This is a genomic window from Candidatus Magnetominusculus dajiuhuensis, assembly GCF_046044395.1.
GTDB lineage: Bacteria > Nitrospirota > Thermodesulfovibrionia > Thermodesulfovibrionales > Magnetobacteriaceae > Magnetominusculus > Magnetominusculus dajiuhuensis.
Genome location: NZ_JBJUSG010000006.1, coordinates 22,147 through 44,224, shown reverse-complemented (window position 1 = coordinate 44,224; position 22,078 = coordinate 22,147). Strand labels below are relative to the sequence as shown.

Annotated in this window: 21 protein-coding genes; 13 read left to right on the top strand and 8 right to left on the bottom strand. The window is 48.7% G+C overall.

Translation table 11 applies throughout. From position 1 onward, the window contains the following. Positions 1-77: 77 nt before the first annotated feature. A complete protein-coding gene (locus AB7D94_RS01810) occupies positions 78-2,048 on the bottom strand; it encodes a penicillin-binding protein 1A (RefSeq protein WP_420263960.1) in 1,971 nt (656 codons plus the stop codon). Positions 2,049-2,333: 285 nt separating this feature from the next. On the opposite strand from AB7D94_RS01810, the gene AB7D94_RS01805 reads away from it, so the two are divergent. The 7 genes from AB7D94_RS01805 to AB7D94_RS01775 all read left to right on the top strand — a co-directional run bounded on the left by AB7D94_RS01805 (position 2,334) and on the right by AB7D94_RS01775 (position 11,153). After that, positions 2,334-3,461 carry a class II glutamine amidotransferase domain-containing protein gene (locus AB7D94_RS01805; RefSeq protein ID WP_420263959.1) on the top strand — a complete coding sequence of 376 codons (1,128 nt, stop codon included), beginning with the start codon at positions 2,334-2,336 and terminating at the stop codon, positions 3,459-3,461. Next, a complete protein-coding gene (locus AB7D94_RS01800) occupies positions 3,422-5,083 on the top strand; it encodes a glutamate synthase-related protein (RefSeq protein ID WP_420263958.1) in 1,662 nt (553 codons plus the stop codon). The genes AB7D94_RS01805 and AB7D94_RS01800 overlap by 40 nt, the downstream gene beginning before the upstream one ends. 32 nt (positions 5,084-5,115) lie before the next feature. Then, the gene (locus AB7D94_RS01795; RefSeq protein ID WP_420263957.1) at positions 5,116-7,470 is read left to right on the top strand and encodes an FAD-dependent oxidoreductase; all 2,355 of its coding nucleotides are present in this window, start codon (positions 5,116-5,118) and stop codon (positions 7,468-7,470) included. An 81-nt stretch (positions 7,471-7,551) separates the two neighbouring features. After that, positions 7,552-9,210, top strand: a complete 1,659-nt coding sequence (locus tag AB7D94_RS01790) for a phosphoenolpyruvate carboxykinase (ATP) (RefSeq protein WP_420263956.1) — start codon at positions 7,552-7,554, stop codon at positions 9,208-9,210. 3 nt (positions 9,211-9,213) lie between these two features. Next, positions 9,214-9,912, top strand: a complete 699-nt coding sequence (locus AB7D94_RS01785; RefSeq protein WP_420263954.1) for a site-2 protease family protein — start codon at positions 9,214-9,216, stop codon at positions 9,910-9,912. 10 nt (positions 9,913-9,922) lie between these two features. Then, positions 9,923-10,909, top strand: coding sequence for a tryptophan--tRNA ligase (gene trpS, locus AB7D94_RS01780; protein ID WP_420263953.1), 987 nt, complete (start codon positions 9,923-9,925; stop codon positions 10,907-10,909). Positions 10,910-10,946: 37 nt separating this feature from the next. After that, positions 10,947-11,153, top strand: a complete 207-nt coding sequence (locus AB7D94_RS01775; protein ID WP_420263952.1) for an FmdB family zinc ribbon protein — start codon at positions 10,947-10,949, stop codon at positions 11,151-11,153. A 27-nt stretch (positions 11,154-11,180) separates the two neighbouring features. Here the strand turns inward: AB7D94_RS01775 and AB7D94_RS01770 are convergent, their stop codons facing one another. From AB7D94_RS01770 to AB7D94_RS01740, 7 genes are all read right to left on the bottom strand, one after another. Then, the gene (locus tag AB7D94_RS01770; RefSeq protein WP_420263950.1) at positions 11,181-12,260 is read right to left on the bottom strand and encodes a sensor histidine kinase; all 1,080 of its coding nucleotides are present in this window, start codon (positions 12,258-12,260) and stop codon (positions 11,181-11,183) included. Next, complete coding sequence (locus tag AB7D94_RS01765; protein ID WP_420263948.1) at positions 12,250-12,891, bottom strand: response regulator; 642 nt, start codon at positions 12,889-12,891, stop codon at positions 12,250-12,252. The genes AB7D94_RS01770 and AB7D94_RS01765 overlap by 11 nt, the downstream gene beginning before the upstream one ends. 97 nt (positions 12,892-12,988) lie before the next feature. Beyond that, positions 12,989-13,744 (bottom strand): 23S rRNA (guanosine(2251)-2'-O)-methyltransferase RlmB, encoded by a 756-nt coding sequence (gene rlmB, locus AB7D94_RS01760; RefSeq protein WP_420263947.1) that lies wholly within the window; start codon positions 13,742-13,744, stop codon positions 12,989-12,991. A 2-nt stretch (positions 13,745-13,746) separates the two neighbouring features. Then, positions 13,747-14,079, bottom strand: a complete 333-nt coding sequence (locus tag AB7D94_RS01755; protein ID WP_420263946.1) for a hypothetical protein — start codon at positions 14,077-14,079, stop codon at positions 13,747-13,749. A 155-nt stretch (positions 14,080-14,234) separates the two neighbouring features. Next, the gene (locus tag AB7D94_RS01750; protein ID WP_420263944.1) at positions 14,235-14,426 is read right to left on the bottom strand and encodes a type II toxin-antitoxin system Phd/YefM family antitoxin; all 192 of its coding nucleotides are present in this window, start codon (positions 14,424-14,426) and stop codon (positions 14,235-14,237) included. Positions 14,427-14,546: 120 nt separating this feature from the next. Next, positions 14,547-14,933 carry a type II toxin-antitoxin system VapC family toxin gene (locus AB7D94_RS01745; protein WP_420263943.1) on the bottom strand — a complete coding sequence of 129 codons (387 nt, stop codon included), beginning with the start codon at positions 14,931-14,933 and terminating at the stop codon, positions 14,547-14,549. Continuing rightward, positions 14,930-15,160, bottom strand: a complete 231-nt coding sequence (locus AB7D94_RS01740) for a type II toxin-antitoxin system Phd/YefM family antitoxin (RefSeq protein WP_420263942.1) — start codon at positions 15,158-15,160, stop codon at positions 14,930-14,932. Before AB7D94_RS01740 ends, AB7D94_RS01745 begins: the two co-directional genes overlap by 4 nt. A 99-nt stretch (positions 15,161-15,259) precedes the next feature. Between AB7D94_RS01740 and hflX the strand changes: the two genes are divergently transcribed. From hflX to hemH, 6 genes are all read left to right on the top strand, one after another. Further along, positions 15,260-16,921, top strand: coding sequence for a GTPase HflX (hflX, locus tag AB7D94_RS01735; protein WP_420263941.1), 1,662 nt, complete (start codon positions 15,260-15,262; stop codon positions 16,919-16,921). Further along, entirely contained in the window at positions 16,911-18,005 is a 1,095-nt protein-coding gene (locus AB7D94_RS01730; protein WP_420263939.1) for a radical SAM protein, read from the top strand. The genes hflX and AB7D94_RS01730 overlap by 11 nt, the downstream gene beginning before the upstream one ends. Continuing rightward, positions 17,998-19,014 (top strand): uroporphyrinogen decarboxylase, encoded by a 1,017-nt coding sequence (gene hemE / locus AB7D94_RS01725; RefSeq protein ID WP_420263937.1) that lies wholly within the window; start codon positions 17,998-18,000, stop codon positions 19,012-19,014. The genes AB7D94_RS01730 and hemE overlap by 8 nt, the downstream gene beginning before the upstream one ends. A gap of 168 nt (positions 19,015-19,182) precedes the next feature. After that, entirely contained in the window at positions 19,183-20,313 is a 1,131-nt protein-coding gene (locus tag AB7D94_RS01720; RefSeq protein WP_420263935.1) for a DUF262 domain-containing protein, read from the top strand. Beyond that, on the top strand, positions 20,314-21,024 hold the full coding sequence (locus AB7D94_RS01715) for a HEPN domain-containing protein (protein WP_420263934.1): 711 nt from the start codon (positions 20,314-20,316) through the stop codon (positions 21,022-21,024). A gap of 68 nt (positions 21,025-21,092) precedes the next feature. After that, positions 21,093-22,058, top strand: coding sequence for a ferrochelatase (gene hemH / locus AB7D94_RS01710; RefSeq protein ID WP_420263933.1), 966 nt, complete (start codon positions 21,093-21,095; stop codon positions 22,056-22,058). The last annotated feature ends 20 nt before the right edge of the window (positions 22,059-22,078 follow it).

The following is a 22,078-nucleotide window of genomic DNA, read 5'->3' as shown; positions in this document are numbered from 1 at the left end:
GCAACGTTTTATCTATCGCGTTTGGGCTGCCGCCGACAAGACGGGGGATTATCCCCCAGTTGGCGGCTTCGGTGTTCCTATTCATATTTCATGAATTCCATCCAGATAGGCAGCGCCGCGTGTGCCCCGGTTTCTTTCTCCCCAATGGGTTTGTGGTTGTCCCTGCCAACCCATACCCCAACGGCCAGCTTGTCGTCAAAGCCGAGAAACCACGCGTCTACGTAATCGTCCGTAGTGCCAGTCTTGCCGTAAACCGTTCGTGGCAGTGCCATAGCCGCATTACCCGTGCCTTCTGTCACGACCGCCCTTAGTACCGTTTTCATCTCCTCTATGACGGAGTTGTCTAATATAGCCTTTGGCGGCATCGCCTTTTGTTCCTCCAGAAGCAGGCCATCTCTATCAACTATCCTCTCCACCGAAAGGTGGTCAAATCTCTTCCCCGTTGCAAACGCCGCATACGCATATACCAACTCTATGAGTGTCATGTCCGACGCCCCAAGCGCCGAGGGCATGTATGGATGTATGGTGCTCTTTATGCCAAGCATTTTTGCGGTATCTATGACGTTCTTAATTCCAACCTTATCTGCCAGATATACGGTGGCCGCGTTCAGAGAATGAGCAAGGGCATATCTTATCGGCACGTCACCCTTGTACTCGCGTTCATAGTTTTGCGGCACCCACACGTCCGCCTTGTTTCTGCCGGTAAAACTTATCGGCCCGTCATATATAATGTCCTCAGGGCTGAATCCCTGATTAAACGCGGTTAAATATACTACGGGTTTAAAGGATGAACCCGGCTGTCTTATGGCCTGTGTGACCCGATTAAACTGTGTCTCCCAGAAATCAGTGCCTCCAACCATCGCCTTTATGCCGCCTGTTTTAAGGTCAATTGCAAGGAGCGCCGCCTGGATGTTTTTTCTGCCCCGTTTGTTCAGGCTCTCAATGCCAAATTCCACGGCGCTCTCAGCCGCCTTCTGCATTTTATAATCAAGGGTTGTATATATCTTTAGCCCCGCCGTGTATAATTTTTCATCGTAATCGTCCTCAAGCTCGTTTTTAACGTAATCCATAAAATACGGCGATTTGTATCTTCGTGTGTGCGGTATTGTAGGCAGTGGCTCGTTCAGCGCGGCGTCGTGCTGCTTTTCGTCAATAAAACCATTTTCAAGCATCTTTCTTATGGCGTAGTTCCTTCGATTCAGAGCCTTTGGGGCGCTTTTAAATGGTGAATATGAAGAGGGTGCCTTGGGTAGGGCGGCAAGGAGCGCCGCCTCGGCTATGCTTAAGTTGCTCGTCGTCTTTCCAAAATATGTATAAGCCGCCGCCTCTATGCCGTAGGCGCGTGTGCCGAAATAGGCCTGGTTCAGATAAAGGCCGATTATCTCGTCTTTTGTATAGTGTCTCTCAATCTGAATGGACAGCGCCGCCTCTTTTATCTTTCTGTTGATGCTGCGCTCCGGTTTCAGGAAAAGCATCTTGGCAAGCTGCTGCGTTATAGTGCTTCCGCCCTGGACAAACCCTCCGGCCTTTAAGTCTTTCACCACCGCCCCAAGCATTCGTACAAAATCAATCCCCTTGTGTTTGTAAAAACGGGCGTCCTCAACCGCTATAAAGGCATTTTTGACGTGCTGCGGAATGCTGAAATAGGGTACAAACGTCCGCCTTTCCACAAATAGCTCGGCCAATATCTCATTATCCGCAGAATACACAATGGAAGACTCAAGCGGCGTATATTGCTCAAGCTGCCGGATCTTCGGCAAATCCGAAAACGCCCAGAACAAATACCCGCTGAAAAATCCCAGCGATATCGCTATCGCAATCACTACAAGAGGAAGTAATACAAAAGACCCCTTTTTCTTTGGGTTCCTCCTCGCAATCGTTTTCTCGTTCGCAGTAGTTTTCTTAGCCACGCCGCCATTATAACAAAAAGGCCATGCGCCTGTCTTGATGGCAAACAGATAGGCACGGTAATTTTGTTCTAACGAATAAAACAAGTTATCACGGGAAGTTGTAATGATTTCCAGACTATTCTTTTCTTTGGCTGTCATTCCGGCTTGTCCAGAATCTGTCCTTATATCTCAGAACAGGGAAAATCATCATGAAACAACCATTTAAGGGACGATTCCAGACAAGCCGGAATGACGGAAAGGGACAAGGATGACAAAAAACCAAGCAACTACCGCTTACTTATGATGGAGAACAAATTTATCGTGACATATAGGGCATATTTGTGGCCAACATATGTTTGACATATTTTAATATTTGTGATATAGTAGCGGACTTGTGGCTGGTCATAGAGGGTATGAATAAAGTGATTGAAAGGGGTTGAATAAATGTGCCGTTTAAGTGCTATAACCGCGAAGGACTACTTCTCACCCGTTGAGAATATCCTGACGCTTGAGACAATGAAAGAGGGACATGACGGCTCAGGCATGGGCCTCATCCTGAAAGACCTCGGCGGTGAGTTCGAGGCTCTGAAGGACAAGCCGGTACTGTCGGGTATTTGCTCCACAGGCGGGCTTGAGATGTTGGACACTTATATGGACGAGGCGGGATTCAGACTCGTTCACCAGTGGACGCCAAAGATTAAGCCTGTCAGGGGAATTACCGCACGCGATAATTACTTCGCACGATTCTATGACTACCCGATAAGTACTAAAATACTGAATAATGACGAAAAAGAAGCGCTGCTCCTGCATACTCGCCTCTCGCTTCGTAAGATGGGGCAGGAGGACGAATCCATCATCGTGTTCTCTTTTTACCCCGATGTGATTACACTCAAAGAGGTGGGCGACCCGCTTGAGCTTTGTGAGTTTTTCGGTCTTGATAACTCGCCCCTCAAGGCGAAGATAATATTTGCCCAGGGCAGGCAAAACACCAACTATGCAATAAATCTCTACGCCTGCCACCCGTTTTTTATTCAGGGCTTCGGCTCAATGACAAACGGCGAGAACACCGCCTTTGTCCCCATCAGGGAATTTCTGGCAAGCAGGGGATTCCCCGGATATATAGGATATAACAGCGACAGCGAAGTTTTTACTCATATACTGCACTATGCGGCAAGAGGACTGAGCTACCCGCTTTATTACTATAAGGACATCATAACCCCGCTTAAACCGGCGGAGATAGAGAGTCGTTCCGATAAAGAGTTTGTAGGGCATTTAAAAAAATCGCTGCGGCCACTGTGTATTGACGGCCCGAACTGTGTCATAGGGTTTACGCCTGACGGGCAGTGCTTTATGGTTCAGGACTCAAAAAAGCTCAGGCCGGGAGTTGTTGGAGGCATAAAGGGCAAGATTTCCCTTGTCTCTGAGGAATGTGGCCTCAACAGGGCAGTGCCAGGCAGAGATACTGAAAAGGATATATTCCCCATGAGATACGACATGGTTATCGTCTCGCCCGGGGCAGAGGAGGTAAAGGTATGGAACCAACTGCAAGGTTGGACAACAACCATGAACTGACCTTAAAGGAGTTTCCATATATCATCAGGTGGAGAGACGACAGGTGCAAGCGCTGCGGCAGGTGTACCGCCGTCTGCCCGATGTTCGCTATCACGCCCACGGTGATTGCCAAAAGGGTGGTCAGCTCCTCAGGGGCAACGCCAACCCCGCAGGTGGACAGACAGGTCGTCACGGTGATAAAACAATCAACGGCTATTGCGAATTACTGCACGGGCTGCGCCACATGCTCACTCGTATGCCCAAATGAGGCCATTGAGCCGGAGTTTAATCCGAACAATAAATTTATAACTCATAAAAATGCAGGTGGGACTGCTTACACCAGAGGCGGCAGGAGAAACGACCCCCTTGTCTCAACGCTCGACAGGCTCAAGTTCACAAGGATATCCATGCTCACAGACCCCGCACTTGATGCGGGGAGGCATGAGTTTCGCATTCGCACGTATCTTGGCAGGATACTGCCAGCAGAAGACCTGCCGGTGAAGTTTGTAAACGGCAAGGGAGAGATAGACGCCTCAGTTGGCAAGTTCATCCCTCCGGTCAGGGAGATTTATCCCGTAATGATAGGAAGCATGTCCGTAGGGGCACTCTCTCCAACGATGTGGGAAGGCCTCGCTATGGGCATTACATATTTAAACGAAGTCGAGGGGATGCCCGTTGTGATGTGCTCCGGTGAGGGCGGGATGCCGTTGAGGCTGCTCAAGTCGCGGTTTGTGAAGTATTTTATACCGCAGATTGCCTCCGGGTATTTTGGATGGGATGAGATAATCAGGGCAATACCGCACATGACAGAAGACCCGTGCGCGATAGAGATAAAGTATGGCCAGGGGGCAAAGCCCGGCGACGGCGGTCTGCTCATGGCACATAAGGTGCTCAAATTAATATCAGAAATTCGTGGTGTACCGCAGGGCGTTGATTTACCCTCCCCCCCCACGCACCAGACCAAGTACTCAATAGAAGAGGCCGTTGCCAAGATGATCCAGTCAATGTCAATGGCATGGGGTTTTAGAGTGCCCGTGTATCCTAAGATTTCAGGGACGCGCACCGCAAAGGCCGTCCTGAATAATCTCGTCAGAAACCCGTTTGCCGCCGCCCTGTCAATAGACGGCGAGGACGGTGGCACAGGTGCCGCGTATAACGTCTCAATGGACAAGATGGGGCATCCAATTGCCTCCAATCTTAGGGACTGCTATCTTGATTTGGTAAAACAGGGCAAGCAAAACGAGCTTCCATTAATAGCCGCGGGCGGTGTAGGTAAAAAGGGGAATTTGGCGGCCAACGCGGCTGCCCTGATAATGCTTGGCGCGTCGGCTGTCTCTATAGGAAAGTATATCATGCAGGCCGCCGCCGGTTGTCTTGGCGATGAGAACAACCGATGCAACGTCTGTAACTTAGGGCGCTGCCCGCGCGGCATAACCACGCAAGACCCTAAGCTCTACCGAAGGCTTGACACCGACAAGGTGGCCATGCGGGTAGTAGAGGTATATAAGGCGCTTGATACGGAGTTGAAGAAAATTGTTGCCCCGTTGGGAAGAAGCACAGAGCTTCCAATAGGGATGTCCGACGCGGTCAGCGCGGATGACCCGGCAATTGCTGATAGATTGAACATCAGTTATGTGTGCTAAGAGAGCCAGAAAGAGAGGTTGAGAAGACTGATATGGCAGATATAGAGATAAAAGGGAATATAGACGGCAAGCGTGTGTCCTCGAAAATTATGGAGGAGCAGATCCAAAAGGCTGTAGAGGGCGGTGACAGAGATATATTGGTCACAGCCGACGGGCAGCACGGCATCGGCGGGCGGGTGTGGCCGCAAGGGCATAGCGTATCGGTAATAGTGGAAGGCCCGGCCGGACAGCGTCTTGGCAGCATGGGGATGTTCGGCACGGAAATACTGCTCAAAGGAAACGCCTCTGACGATGTGGGCTGGCTCAACTGCGGCGCCAATATCACAGTCTTAGGCGACGTGACAAACGGTGCCCACAATGCGGCAGCCCAGGGGAAGCTCTATGTACAGGGCGGTGGCGGCGCGCGCTGCGATACGATGACCAAACATAATCCGAAATTCGCTCCCCCCGAATCGTGGTATTTTAGAGACGTGGGCGACACGTTTGCGGAGTTTAAGGCCGGAGGCATTGCCGTTGTGTGCGGTGTCAATCCAAGGAATCCCGTCAGCATACTAGGCTACAGGCCGTGCGTTGGGATGGTTGGTGGGGTGGTTTATTTCAGGGGCAAGATTGACTCAACATACAGCCAGGGCGACGTAAGGCTGCTGGATTTGTCAGACCAGGACTGGCAGTGGCTTAATGAAAATTTAAAGACATATCTTAAGGCCATAGATAGGGAAACATTCTACGAAGAGCTCTCATCGCGTGAGGCATGGAAAAAACTCCTGCCATATACAGCACAGGAGAGGGCAAAGCGCAGCCCGGTTAAAAAGACGATGGCCGCGTTTCGTAAGGACATATGGGAAAACACAGGCGGCGATAATAAAGGGGTAGGGAAGGGCGGCATATTTGCCGAGTACGTAACACATCCCCTGACCCCGCTTCCATATATAACCACAGGGCAGGACAGGAGATTTCGCCCGGAGTGGCATAACGCCAAATACGCACCGCCGTGCCAGGGCGCCTGTCCAAGCGATATACCTACGCAACGGCGCGCCGCTCTGATTCGTGCCGATAAGATTGAGGAGGCACTGGAGCTTATATTACAGTATTCGCCGCTTCCTGCCAGCGTCTGCGGTGAGGTATGCCCTAATCTTTGCATGGCCGCCTGTACCCGGTCACATCTGGACAGGCCGTTAAATATTAAAGGGATGGGCGCGGCAAGCCTCAAGACAGATGCCCCAACGACCGGTCAAAAGACAGGTAAAAAGGCCGCGGTAATAGGCGGAGGCCCCGGCGGGCTTTCGGCGGCGTGGCAACTGGCTTTGAAGGGACACGAGGTAGAACTCTATGAGGCGGAGGAGAAACTCGGCGGCAAACTTGAGCTGTGTATCCCAAGAGAAAGGCTGCCACAAGAGATACTCACATATGAACTTGAAAGGTTTAAGTCAATCGGCGTCCATGTGCACCTGAATGCGAAGGTTGACGCGGCCATGTTTGATAAGATATATAAATCTAACGACGCGGTAATTGTCGCCTGTGGGGCGCATAAGGCCAGAAGGCTAAATATACCCGGAATTGAAGACACAATCAACGCGTATGATTTTCTCAGGGCGATTAACACCGGACAAAGGCCGGACTTTAAAGATAAGCGTGTTGTAATTATAGGCGCGGGAAATGTTGGGATGGACGCGGCGGCTCAGGCCTTCCACTGCGGCTCACAGGGCGTAACGGCCATAGACGTTCAGGAACCGGCGGCCTCTGGCAAGGAGCTTGAGATTGCAAAGGCGCTTGGCACGAATATCGTCTGGCCGAAATTTACTGATAGATATATTAAAAGCGAGCGCAAGCTATACTGTACCGATGGCAGCGCCCTTGAGGCCGATGAGGTAATCGTGTCCATAGGGGATATGCCCATCACCGATTTCCTGCCGCAGACGGTTCATACCGACAAAAACGGCTGGATTAAGTCAGACGAGGCCGGGCATACCTCAGACCCTAAGGTGTTCGCTATCGGGGATGCTACGAATCTGGGGCTGGTAACGCACGCCATCGGCCACGGCAAAAAGGCGGCAGACGCGGCACACGCCCTGCTTTCGGGGCGGTCATACAACAGGCCGGCACCCAAAATGCAAATCCCTTATGCGAAGGTAAAAGACGCCTACTATGAAAGATGCAATGACACATTGTTTACGCCTCAAAAGGAGGCCCACAGGTGCATGTCCTGTGCTGTCTGCAGGGATTGCCACATGTGCGAGGCCGTCTGTGCCTACGGGGCGATAAGCCGGAAGGAGACGTCTGACGATGTCGGCTATGAGTATGTAGTGGATGCCGCTCTGTGCATAGGCTGCGGTTTTTGTGCCGGGGTGTGTCCCTGCGGCATATGGGAAATGGTCGAGAATATATAATGGGTTTTACCCCATGCCGGCCCCTGATTGCTTAATTGATTGTCTTACTACAAAAATCTGAACATACAGGAGTATAAAACTATGGCAAGTGTACACAAGGTACCCGGCTCACCGTGGAGAGCAATAATTGAGAGCGCGATGTATGCTAATTCCGTAAGAAAGACCAACATGAGGGAACTCTATGAGTATTCCATCAGGCAGCCCGAGGTTATTGTAACCACAGAGCCGATGTATAAGCCGGAGGTCTATGGGCTTCCCGCTGATGCGAAGGTGCTTGTCTCAAACGATGGCGTTATCGTGGGAAGGACAGCAAAGGCCAGACGACTTGTCAGAGAAATGGGCGCGGAGAAGGACAAGTACATGACAATCCTGCGTGAGGCCGTCTATCAATTCAACAAAAAAGAGACTTTTCTCATGGAAGGCATCGTCGGCGTACATCCCGATTTCATGCTGAGGGCGCAGCTTGTAAGCCAGCGCACCGACGCCAAAAATATGCTCGACTGGGCGTTTAACTTCGCCCCGTGGATGGCGCCATGGACAGATACATACGAAAAATCCCGCAACCTCGACGAGCAGGACATCATGGTCATGGCCGATTCGGACTGGTCACACCCTGACTTTCCCGACGGGCTGATAATCGTTGATGAGATGCAAAACTGTATCGCCATATTAGGGCTGCGTTACTTCGGTGAGCGCAAAAAAGGCACCCTCACACTGGCCTGGGCAATAGGCGTAAGGCAGAACATGGTCGCCTGTCATGGTGGCATTAAAAAAATTGGCAATAACCTGCCGGTTGCGGTGTTTGGCCTCTCTGGCAGTGGCAAATCCTCCATCACCAACAGCCATGACCACGACGGCACGCTAAACGCGGACGAGCCTGTTACAGTCATCCACGACGACGCGTTCCTCATAGATTTAAATAGCAATTTCTCAGTTCCTATTGAGCCAAGCCTGTTTGACAAGACCGACGCGGTTGCGTACGAAGACCCGATAATCAAGTATTTCTATACAGCTCAAAACGTCGGCGTTACGAGGCTTCCTGACGGGCAGATAAAGCTCGTCTGCGAAGACATTCGTAACAGAAACGGCCGCTGCATAAAGACCCGTGATATGTTTAACCACACGGACTACTGCGAAAAGCCGGGCAAGGTCATATGGCTGCAAAAAGACCCGTCGCTGCCTCCGGTGTGTAAGATAAAAAACCCGTGGCTTAAGGTATCCATGGGTGCGTCTCTTAGTACAATGAGGGCAAAGGGCGTGGAGAATGTTGACTCCAGAGAGTTCGGCAAACTCGTTATTGAGCCATTTGCAAACCCCTTCAGGGTGCATCCCCTGATGTGGGACTGCCAGCAGTTTAACAAGCTCTTTCTCTCCGGCACAGAGTGCTACATAATGAATACACACGCCTTCGGCACGCCTGACGAGCTTACTGATATTCCAAAGTCCCTGTCCCTAAAGATCATGACCGAACTCATTCGCGGCACTATCGAATGGAAGGAGTGGAAGGCATTCCAGGGGCTTATGATCCCCAAAAATGGCAAAGAACTCTTCGGCGCTGACTTTGAAAAGAAATACAAACCCTCAAGAGACAGGCGCTATCTGTCTTACCTCAGAGAAAGGATGCAGGACAGGATAACATTCCTTACCAACAAGAGAGAGGCAAAGGACATGGACAGCGTGATTATAGACCCGATCGTTGCCGCAAGGACGATAATAGACAAGATATTAAGTGAAATCTGACCATTGGATATAGTCAACATACTGAGGAGTTTGACGGTTGCGGCGATACCGATTCTCTTCGCGATTACGTTTCACGAGGTGGCGCATGGGTGGGTTGCTGATAAGCTCGGCGACCCAACCGCCCGCTCTATGGGCAGACTCTCATTTAATCCTCTGGCGCATATAGACCCGGTCAACACTGTGGTACTGCCAATAGTGCTTTTTATCGTATCTAATGGGACGTTTATCTTCGGCTCTGCCAAGCCCGTCCCCGTGGATTATCGTAATCTTACAAATCCCAGAAGGGACTCCGCCCTTGTCTCTGCCGCCGGGCCGGTTATGAACATCATCCTTGCGATTTTCAGTCTCTTTACTCTGCTTATGCTTTATAAGGTGCTGCCGCACTTTATTGAGGGTTCTGATTTGCTTTCGTCTAAGATTATCCCGCCGGTGCTGCAGATGCTCCAGTACGGCGTGTCTTTTAATATTTTTATAGCGGCCTTTAATCTAATCCCCATACCGCCTCTGGACGGGGGCAGAATCGCCCTAAGCCTGCTGCCCCCAAGACAGGCTTACATGTTCAGCAGGCTTGAGCCTTACGGGATTTATATTGTACTAATCCTGTGGATGACCGGGCTGGCGAGGATAATAATATACCCCATACAGGTGTTTATTAAGTTTCTGATAAGCCTGTTTATTATACCGTTTGGGGGTTTAATGTGAGGAGTGTTATATGAAAGACAGGGTGTTAAGCGGGATGCAGCCAAGCGGGTATCTGCATCTGGGAAATTTCGCCGGGGCGCTTAAAAACTGGGTGCGGGCGCAGGACATATATGACTGCTTCTACTGCATAGTTGACTGGCACGCCCTTACGAGCAATTACGCCAATCCCGCGCCGATAGCGGACTACAAACGAGATATGCTCATTAATTTTATCGCGGCAGGGCTTGACCCGTCGAAATGCACGATATTTTTGCAATCCGTGGTGAAGCAGCACGCCGAATTGCATCTTTTATTAAGTATGATAACCCCGCTTGGATGGCTTGAGCGCGTGCCGACGTATAAAGAAAAGCAGACCGAGATAAAAGACAAGGACTTAAACACATACGGGTTTCTTGGCTATCCCGTGCTTCAGGCCGCCGATATATTGATTTACCGGGCGCGGTATGTCCCCGTCGGGGTTGACCAAATCCCGCACCTTGAGCTGACGCGCGAGCTGGCGAGGCGTTTTGAATTTCTATACGGCAAGGGGATACTGATTGAGCCTGAGGCACTGCTTACAGAATCGCCGAAAGTGGCTGGACTTGATGGAAGAAAGATGTCAAAGAGCTACGACAATGCCGTATATCTGAGCGACACGCCGGAGTTAATTGAAAAAAAGATCAGGACAATGATGACCGACCCGGCGAGAAAGCGAAGAACGGACAAAGGCGACCCGGAACTCTGCCCAGTTTATGCGCTGCATAAGATATTTTCGTCCGCCGAGGAAATAGGGCGTGTTGCGGCTGCCTGTAAGACCGCAGGGATAGGTTGCATTGACTGTAAACGAATTCTAATTAATAATATCCTCAAAGAGCTTGAACCGCTGTGGAACAAACGGCATGAGCTGATTAACAACCCATCCATGCTTGACGATATTCTAAATGAGGGGAACAAGCGCGCCGCGGCAGAGGCCGAAAAGACGATGGTGGATATAAGAGAGGCAATGAAACTTTCCTGAACTTATTTATTAAATAGACATCTGAGGAGGACTGATTATGCCGATTTTTGAATATAAATGTAGTAAATGTGACTGCGATTTTGAGCAGATAGTTAGTAAAAACACGGTGGTGCAGTGCGAGAAATGCGGCTCAAAGGACGTAAAGAAGAAGATGTCACTGTTTGGAGTGTCGGGAACTGACAAGCATGTCCACAGCGGAGGTGACTGCGGCGGTTGCCACAAAAGCTCATGCAGTACGTGTTAGCTGGCTGCAACTCTCATCATCAGATAATTACCCATCAGGGGCGGGGGAACTCTTAGGCAGGGTTATGTCGAATATGACGCCCTTTTCAATGTTTCGCGCGGTTACCGTGCCTCCGAGTTTGTTGACATGCGCCCTGACCTGAAACAGCCCGACGCCACTGCCCCCGGACTTTGTGGAATAAAACGGCTCAAATATCCTTTCAATATCCGCAATAGGGCTGCCAGAGTCAAAGGCTGAAACCTTTATCTTGTCAGGCTCGTCAGCTATCTCTATCAATAATTCCAACTCCTCTTCAAGGTATTTATCATACATGTTTTTTACTAAATTGTCGAAGATCAAAAAAATCGTCCCCTCGTTGGCGTAAACAGAGCCTTTCCCCCTGACTTCACATGGTAAATGGTACAGGCTTACCAACTGTTGCAGCACATCCTCAATTTTGATTGTCATCATAGCAGGCGGCTTATCAGAGGGCTTCAGATTCAGCGTGTTTATTATCTTATTCGCCTTTAACATCAGTGGGGCGTAGGAGTCCTTTAAATACCTTACATATCGTAGTTCATCGGCCTCGTCCGTGAGGTTTTGAAGATTATAGTAAGACGTCTGGATAAACTGTGCGATGTTCTTGATGTCATGCTGCACGAAGACCTGAACCTTTAAGACGTTTGTGAAGGCGTCATTAAGCGTCCTGATTTTCATAAGCATATCCTGCCTGATAATCAAAACAATATGCTCCAGCACTAATGTGTAGAGTGTCTTTAGGGCTACCGCGGGCGGCACCAGCGTAAAGGATACCCTTACGTCACCGTCGTCACAGGCTTTGACGATAGAGACGCCATCGCCTGACAGTTCTTTCTTAAAACTTGTCCCCCCGTGGCAGACGCTGTAGGCGAAGTCACTGACCCGAATTTTTTCAAGATAAGCGGGAATCTCTGACAAGAACATGGCCACATCATACTGCACGCGCTCATTTAATTCCGACAGCTCAAGGATGACACTCGCGAATCTGTTTGCCCTCATCGCCCTTAAATAACACACCGCACACACGGCAGCAGCAAACGCGGCTGCTACCGCACAGACGAAGACGGCAGGGTTTCCCCTAAACGGCATTCCTCATTATTTTCCAGCCGAATTTCTTGATGAAATAGTAGAGATTCTCACGCCTTATGCCTATTATCTTGGCAGACTTGTAGATATTGTAATTGTTCTCAAGGAGTACCTTGCGGATTAGTTTCCTCTCGGCCTCTTCTCTGATTGACTGCAGGCCATCGCCAAGTTTGGCGCTGACGTGTATCTGTTTTACACCCTCTTCTCCGATTCTTTGCTCGGATTCCCTGAAAAGAACCGCCCTTTCAATGGCGTAAATTACTTTTTCCATGTTGACGGGCTTGGGTATATAGTCAAAAACCCCGCGCCTTATTGAGGCCGCCGTCACGTCCTCGCTGTCCTGCCCTGTAAGGACAAGTATTTTTGTCTCGGAGTTCTCCATGATATAGTCTATAATCTTCAGACCCTCGTCGGGCGCGTTTGACGCCGGAGGAAGCCCAAGATCAAGGATTGCCACAGATATGTCCGCGTTTTTGAGAATGCGAATTGCCTCTTTCCGATTTTGCGCCTCGTAAACGGTGTAGTACTTTTCGACGGCAAAGCAAACCTGCTTTCGCAGCGCGGTGTCGTCTTCCACGATAAGCACATTGTGGGAAGTTTCTGTCCTGCCGGCCATCTGGTTTTCATCCATCATAATCTTTTCACCATCCTTGAGTAGTTACCCACCTTTGAGTGATTATAACATATTTAAAAAAAATTGTACATGTTTTATTAATGCCGCGCCCCGTAGATTATTTTTTTTTTATTTCCCCCTGTCTCTTACGCTCAAACAATAGAACCCCTGCGGCAACGGAGACATTCAGCGATTTTATTTTCCCGTACAGCGGGATTTTCACGGCGGTATCACAAAGTTCCCTGACTGTCCTTCTCAACCCCCGCCCCTCGGAGCCAAGAACAAAGGCCGTTGATGAGGTAAAATCAACCTCCCACAAAGACACGCCCGTCTCTGAGTCCGCCCCGCAAATCAGGACGTCTCGTTCTTTCAGCGCCCGGATTGCATTTTTGATGTTTGATATGACACACAGAGGCACAAGCCCCGCCGCCCCGCACGAGGCCTTCTCAACGACAGCGGTTATCCCCGCGTTGCGCCGCAACTGAAAGATTACCCCATCCACACCGGCGCACTCGGCCGTCCTTAGTATGGCACCAAAATTCCCGGGGTCCTCTATCTCATCGAGGATGATAAACACAGGCTCAGGTGGCGCCCTTCGTATCAGCTCATCAATAGACAGTAAATTTCTCCTTTCTATTAACGCGCACACGCCCTGATGGGAGACGTTTCCAAATCTGTCAAAATAGTCTTTGCCAACAATATTTACGGGCACGGATTTTGTGGCCGCGCAACTGCTTAGTTTTTCTATACTCTTGCAGGTTTTCCCGACGCATACAACTGACACGCCGCCATTGTCAGAGAGCAGGGCCTCTATAACCGGATTAAGGCCATATATCCAGTTGCCTCCACCACGGGCGATTTTGGAGTCCGCCACGCCTAGAATCCCGGGAAAACCTTCAGCTCTAAAGACCTCTTGTCCTGAAACTCACAATAGGCCGACAATATCCCGCCATCCACATAGCGCATCTTAAACTTGCCGTATCCGTGGTACACGAGGCTCTTTGCGTCAGCCGGACAGCCGTGTTCGCAGCCAGCAACCCCCTTTATCATCCTCCCAAGGAGACCCCTGATGTCAAGGTTTGATAATTCTATGCCCATCTGGCCGCCAAAATCATCAATTTCCTTTGCCACTTTGGGCAAATCGGCCTTATATGGATTTTCTATATCAATTGATAGGGATTTGCCGTCAATATTTACGTCTATTTCCATAGTATCTACCTCCTGCTAATGAACAAGCATATCTGAATAATAATTAATTCACCGCGCACCGGTCAAGCCCACTATTTCATGCAGATTTTTTCTTGAGGCAATACCGCCTGTCAATTCTCTTAATATCATGCTCAGAGGAACTTTTCCACTGAATTCTAAATGAATCCATCGGACAACAATTTCTCTTTAAATTTATCGAAATCAATAGCCGGTTCGTCTTTTCTTTCGGCTATAACTACAAGGTCATGAATGTCCCCGATGAGATCCTCATACTCTTCCAACGGCAAAACTACCGCTGTTTTGTTGCCCGTCTCATCAACTATAAATTGTCTGTGCCGTTGTTCCACTTAATCATCTCCTGTGATATATTATATCATTGTCACAGCCGGAAAATCGTTATGCCTTATTCATATGCCATCAGGAAAAAGCTAAGGGAGCGGCTAAATATGGTTGGGCTAACTGACGATTTACCAAATAATTTTGACGTCATATTGCTTAATAAATTGGTCATTCGTAACTATTGGTAATTCTTCAAACTGCGCTTGGGCAACAAGCAGTCTGTCAAATGGGTCCCTGTGGTACATAGGCAGGGTGTATAAACGAAAGGCGTGGTTTATGTTCATTGGCAAGCACTGTATAGAATTTATAACCATTTGATCTGCTATGAATATCTCTGGAGTCTCTGGCAAAGACAACCTTCCTGCCTGTGTCTTTATTACTATCTCCAGCACGCTGACAGCGCTAAGGTATAGCTCACTCCTGACATCGCTAATAAAACGCACAGCCCTGCCTGATAGCAACCCACTCCCAGTTATCCACCACAGAAAAGTATGGGTATCCAGTAAGGCTCTCATTTGTAGAAGGAATCAATCACGTCGTCGGTTAATGGAGCGGTGAAATCTTCATGCAGGATAATTTTACCTTTAGCGGTGCCAGGGATTCTCTCTACAGGCCGGCTGCCAACAGGTACAAGCCGGGCAACAGGCTTACCAGCTCTGGCTATTATTATCTCCTCGCCGCCACTTACCCTGTTTATCAGCTTTGATAAATGAGCCGCCGCCTCATGAATATTTACCTTCATACTTAAATTATAAACTAAGCTGCAAACTAAGTCAAAAGCTATTGTACATTCATAAGAAACTACCCCTTTATCCTATGGTAGTTGTGGTAAAATACCTCTGTGGTGGTTTATGGCAATACGCAGGGCATCAGTAAAAAGACCGTCTCTGGCCTTGAGAAGATTTATCGCCGGAAAGTTCAGCCAACCCGGATTATCTCTCAGGAGCTTGCCCGCTATCTCACAGAGCAGTCCTCAGAGATTAACAGGCAGCTTGGCGTGCTTATCACACGCGCTGGCACGATAAGCCATGTCATCATAGGCGATTCCAACTCCATATTCCTGCCAGACCTTCAGCACAGCTACCCGCTTGGAAAGAAATACCTGCGCGGCCTGAGATTTGTCCATACACATCTGAAAAACGAGCCGCTTACCAACGATGACCTTACCGACCTCGCCCTCCTGCGCTTTGACTACATTGCCGCCATTGGCGTAAAGGACAACCTGCCCGACAGGTTTTACGCCGCACATCTGACCGCCCAAACAGGCGATAAGCCATATGAAATTAACCCCGCCGCCAATTTCTACAACGATACAATTGATTTCCTCGCCGATGTCGGGGCTATTGAAGAGGAAATGGGCAGACAGCGCCCGGAAGCGGCAGACACGAATGGTGAAAAGGCCATTATAATATCAGTATCCCAGGGCCAGAAACACGAAATGGAAGAGTCCCTTGATGAGCTTCAGGAGCTGTGCGCCGCAAGCGGCATCGCCGTCGTTGACAGGGTAATCCAACGCCCCAAGACCATAAACCCCAGATACCTGCTTGGCGCTGGAAGGCTCAGGGAACTAATTATTGACGCACTGGGAAAAGGGGCAAGCCTTCTTGTGTTCAACGAAAATCTTTCGCCATCACAGACGCTGGCCGTTGCTGAATTGACCGAGATAAAGGTCATTGACAGAACGGCTCTGATTCTTGATATCTTCGCGCGCCGCGCTATGAGCCGCGACGGCAAGGTGCAGGTGGAGCTTGCCCAGTTAAAATACCGCCTCCCACGCCTCACAGGAAAAGGCACCGCCATGTCGCGCCTCACAGGGGGCATAGGAGGACGCGGCCCGGGTGAGATGAAACTCGAAATAGACCGCCGCCGCGTCAGAGACAGAATAAACATACTTGAAAAAGAACTCATAAAACTCTCAAAGGCACGCGTACAGCGCCGCGCCCGCCGCAGCAGTAGTACGCTGCCCATCGTCTCTATCGTCGGCTACACAAACGCGGGTAAATCCACACTGCTTAACAACCTCACCGAAAGCGCCGCGTTCGTTGAGGATAAGATGTTCGCCACTTTGGACACCTCTACGCGCAGGCTTCGATTCCCCCAGGAGCGGGACGTCATCATAACCGACACCGTGGGGTTTATTAAGGACCTGCCGCGCGACCTCATCACCGCGTTTAAGGCCACCCTTGAGGAGCTTGAGGACGCCGACACCCTTCTGCATCTCGTTGACGCGTCCAACCCAAGATTTGACCAGCATATCGAATCCGTAGAAAATATATTGAAAGACCTCATGATTGACGACAAACCCACTTTACTTGTGTTCAACAAAACAGATAAAATCCCTGAGGACGAGATAGAGGGTTTTATAACAAGATACGGGGCGGTTGGCATATCGGCAATTAATCCCGCCACATTCGGGCCGCTCATTGAGGCCCTGAAAGAGCGGGTGTTCTTTAGACACCCTGATAATCTACATGAGGAGGCAGAGCCAGTCAGTGGAGTTTGAACCAAAGTGGATAGCGTGGGAGATAACCCGACGGTGCAACCTGCGCTGTGTGCACTGCCGCTCTTCAAGCGAGGCAGCCGTAAGCGGCCACCCTGATTTTACCTTTGATGAGGCCTGCCGCGTCCTTGATGACATATCGGGCTATGCTAGTCCCGTCATTGTCCTCACGGGTGGGGAGCCGCTTATTCGTAAAGACGTGTTCGATATTGCCAGATACGGCGTCTCTAAAGGGCTTCGCATGTGTCTTGCCACAAACGGGACACTGGTGACGGACGCCGTCTGCGCTGCAATAAAGGACGCTGGCATTAAGATCGTCTCTTTAAGCATTGACGGTCCTACAGCAGAGATGCACGATAATTTCAGAGAACACAAGGGGGCGTTTGACGGCACGCTTGCCGCCGCGCGGCTTTTCAAACAACAAGGTATAGAATTCATAATAAACTCATCATTTACGAAGAGAAATCAGGAGGCAATCCCCGCGGTTTATGAACTCGTAAAATCCCTCGGCCCTACGGCGTGGTACATGTTTATGATAGTACCCACAGGCAGGGGCCACGACATCATGGACGAGCTTATATCGAAGGAGGACTACGAAAAGATACTCAACTGGCACTATGATATGGAAAAAAATGAGACAGACATGCTCGTCAGGCCGACATGTGCCCCGCATTATTACAGGATCGTCTTACAGCGCGCTAAGAAAGACGGCGAAAAGATGAGGCAGCGTACGCTGAAATTCTCAACCGGCGGCAGCAAGGGCTGCATAGCCGGGCAGCTTATATGCCTTATTGACGTTGATGGCCGGGTGCTGCCGTGCAGTTATTTCCACGTACCGGCGGGTAATATAAAAGAGCAGCCGTTTAAAGACATTTGGGAAAATTCCACTCTCTTTAAGGACTTGAGGGATTTCAAGAGCTACAAGGGCAGGTGCGGCAGGTGCGAGTTTATTAAGGTGTGCGGAGGATGCCGCGCAAGGGCATATTCTATGTGCGGCGATTATATGGAAGAGGAACCGTTTTGCGGCTATCAGCCCCATCAGCTCAATGAGTCAAAAAAACAAGGAGGCAAGTTGCCCCATGAATAACACTTTTTTAAATGCCTGCATGGGCAAAGAGACAGACTATACGCCTGTGTGGATTATGCGTCAGGCGGGGCGCTATCTGCCTGAGTATCGTAAGATTCGCGAGAAAGTGGATTTTTTGACCCTCTGCAAGACCCCTGAGCTGGCGGCGGAGGTTACCACACAGCCGGTTGACATACTCGGCGTTGACGCGGCGATACTATTTTCGGACATCCTGATACCCATAGAGAAAATGGGGCTTAAGCTCAAATTTTACGAAAAGAAAGGCCCAAAATTCAGCAATCCAATCAGAACCCAAAAAGACGCCGACAAATTAAAGGTAATAAATCCCGATGAGGACGTCCCCTATGTGCTTGATACTATCAGAATACTTCGCAAGGGATTGAAAGTCCCGCTCATTGGTTTCTCCGGTGCCCCATTCACGGCGGCCACATATATGATTGAAGGGGGCAGCTCGAAAAACTTCCTCAAAACCAAGCGAATCATATACAACGACCCACAGCTTTTTACATCGCTGATGGATAAAATAACTGAGACCACAATAGCATATCTTTCTGCCCAGATAAAGGCCGGGGCGCAGGCCGTCCAACTGTTTGACTCATGGGCGGGGGCGCTTGCGCCGTCGGACTACGAGGTGGCGGCGTTTCCCTATGCGAAAAAGGTAATTGAGGCACTAAAACCCCTCGGTGTTGCCGTTATATATTTCGTAAACGACTGCGCCGGAGTCCTTGACATCGCGGTGGGCGCAGGTGCCGATGTAATGGGCGTGGACTGGAGAATAGACATGGCGGAGGCGGCTAAAAAGATAGGTAAAAAACTCACCGTGCAAGGCAACCTTGACCCGTGCGTGCTTTTTTCCACAAAAAACCATATAAAAGAAATGGCGGTGGACATTATCAAGAAGGCAAAAGGGGCAAGGGCGCACATATTCAACCTCGGCCACGGCATCCTGCCTGAAACACCGCCGGAAAACGTAAAGACACTGGTTAAAATCGTACACGATGCCGGTTAACCATAGTGTAAGCGCATGGCCAGGGGATATGGTATATTAACAATGCGGCTTCGCCTCGTCCCTGCATTGACATATCGCCTATAGATATGCTATCTTTAATTCGTTATGAAGAAAGTCTTAGGCAATATCGTTTTGGAACCAGAGATTAAAAGAGGACTGAGCCTCTATATGGCAAAAGACAAGACAATCAATGAAGAGAGTGAATTTGATGATCAAACTAATGATGATAATATTGCCTCCGAAGAAATTCCTAAAGAAGAACGCAAGCTCCAAACACAGGCATACGATAAGAGTATTAGCGATCTCTATGCCAAGCTTACGAATAAGGATATTATTCTTGATCCAGATTACCAAAGATACTACATATGGGACAATAAGAAAGCCTCGTTACTCATTGAATCAATCCTGCTGAATGTCCCCATCCCAGTTATTTATGTAGCAGAAGATGTTAAAGGTAGGTGGATAGTTGTGGATGGGTTGCAACGTCTGAATTCTCTTAGACGATTTATGGATAACGAATTCAAACTTACAGGCCTTGACGTGCTTTCTGAACTTAACAGACAGCAGTTCAGCACATTAAATCCGAAGGCTCAAAGACTTTTAAAGAACGGTATGATTCGCACAATTGTCATTCTATCTGAATCACATCCTGAAATTAAATACGATATTTTCATGCGCTTAAATCGTGGCTCAATAAAATTGAATGAACAAGAATTGAGAAATTGTCTTTATCGTGGTCCCTTTATTCGGCTTCTTAAAAAATTAACGAAAAATACTTCTTATCTTGAATGCTTGGGGTTTGTTGAGCCCCATAAGAGATTCTCTGACGCTGAATTAGCTTTACGCTTCCTTGCTTTACATGCGGCCTTTGATCCTAAGACTGGCACTGTAAAAGGCTACCCAGGTAGGATGAGAACTTTCCTAAATGAGTATATGGAGTTGAAGAAAAATATCGCACCTGATGAAGCCCAATCATTAGAATCTCTCTTTACGAATACGGTTGAAAAGGTCTCCTTTATGTTTGAAAAGCCCGCCTTTCGTCGCATTAATCCAGTTGAGGGTACAACAGATAAACCGCTAAACAGGGCGTTAATGGATGTTGCAATGGTCGGTCTAAGTTACGTGTCACATGAGCGCCTCAAATCTGTCAAGAATGAATTGCTGAAATTATATACAAACTTGCCGCAGACAGATACGAAGTTCAATGAAGCCATTTTATATGCTACATCTGATAAAAGCAAACTTGAGTATAGACTTTCTACATGGTATAAAGAAATGATGAAAATCGTGACAATCTAAATGCCGAGTTCCTTTCAACGTATCGAAACTTTCAGGGAAGCTTTAAAAGAAGTAGATTTTCTCGTGGAGTGTGCCATAAAAAGCGAACGTGAAGCACATACCTATTCTATTTACAATAAAGTTGCAATATTATTGTTGAGTGCCAAGTTCGAGAATTTTTTAGAAGAAATAGTTGAGGAGTTTGGATTCAAATTGGAAGAAGCAAATCTAATGCCTATCAAATTACCGGAGACAATAAAGATTTTATCATCGCAATATCTCATAATGAAGGATGATTTTCTTGGAGCTTTAAAGTCAGGCAAAAATTCAACATCAACTACACTACATAAAATTGCAGAGATATGGGATTCTGAAAGGCCAATTAAATCATTAGATATTGATAACTCTTTCGACTATGGTAAGCACGGTCCAAAAGCCATTGTAAAGCTATTTAAAAGAATAGGCGTAGAAGATATTTTTGATTGCTGTCCAGTTTATGAGACTCAAGAAAGTATGTCGAGTGAGGCGGGGTCACCTGTTCAAATTGATATTACTGCATCTGTAAATGCGCTCACTGGCTATCGTAATAAAATAATTCATGAAGATGGCTCTCCTTCTTCTCTGACGTATGAACAGATACGAACATACATAGGGCATCTCGTCTTATTTGCTGGTGAAGTTGGCAATTGCTTAGAAAGAAAACTCGGTGAAATAGTATCTCACCCCATATGATAAGGAAGATTAAGCAGTATTGGTATTAAGTAATTGCAAATTATTTGATATTTTAAAGGAGCGATAACATGGAGACAATTGGCGTCTTACTATTAAACCTCGGCGGGCCTGATTCGCTTGAGGCCGTGCGCCCGTTTCTTTATAACCTGTTTTCAGACAGGCTGATAATCAAGCTTGGCCCGCCGTTTATGCAAAGGCCGATAGCCGCCCTGATAGCCGCCACTAGGGCAAAGAAGAGCCGCGCCATGTACGCCCAAATAGGCGGTGCCTCCCCCCTTGTGCGCATCACAGCCGCCCAGTCAGAAGCACTGTCGAATGCCCTAAACGAAGGCAGCCCTGAAGGAAAACCTCCCTTTGCCGTATTTACCGGCATGAGATACTGGCGTCCATATATTGAGGACGCGGTAAAAACCGCCTATGACGCAGGTATAAGAGAATTCGTCGCGGTAGGACTCTATCCCCATTACAGCCTTGCCACAACAGGGTCTTCGTTTGCTGAACTTGAGCGTGTGTTGTCAAAGAAAATATACCCCGCACACTGCCGGTATATAAGGTCGTGGCCTGACAACCCCCTCTATATCGCCGCCCTTACTGAACTTATCAACAATGGGATTGCGGAGTTTGGAGGCAGACGCCCCCATATAATCTTCAGCACCCACGCCCTGCCGGAGTATTTTATTACACAGGGCGACCCCTATGTTGCGGAGATTAACAGGACTATCGCCGCCCTCACTGCGGCACTCAATGGCTATGAAGTCCATCTCTCATATCAGAGCAGGAGCGGCCCCGTGAAATGGCTTGCACCCTCAACAGAAGCTACGATTATAAAACTCTCTGAGGCTGGCGTAAAGGACATCCTCGTAGTGCCGATAAGTTTTGTCTCTGACCACATAGAAACTTTATATGAGATAGATATTTTTTATAGGGATTTTGCATTAAAACGTGGTATAATCCTAAAGAGGGTTAGTGCGTTAAACACACACCCGGTGTTTATACAGGCACTAAAGACCCTCATACTTGATGAGCTTAAATAACGATTTGCCGACGGTACGGC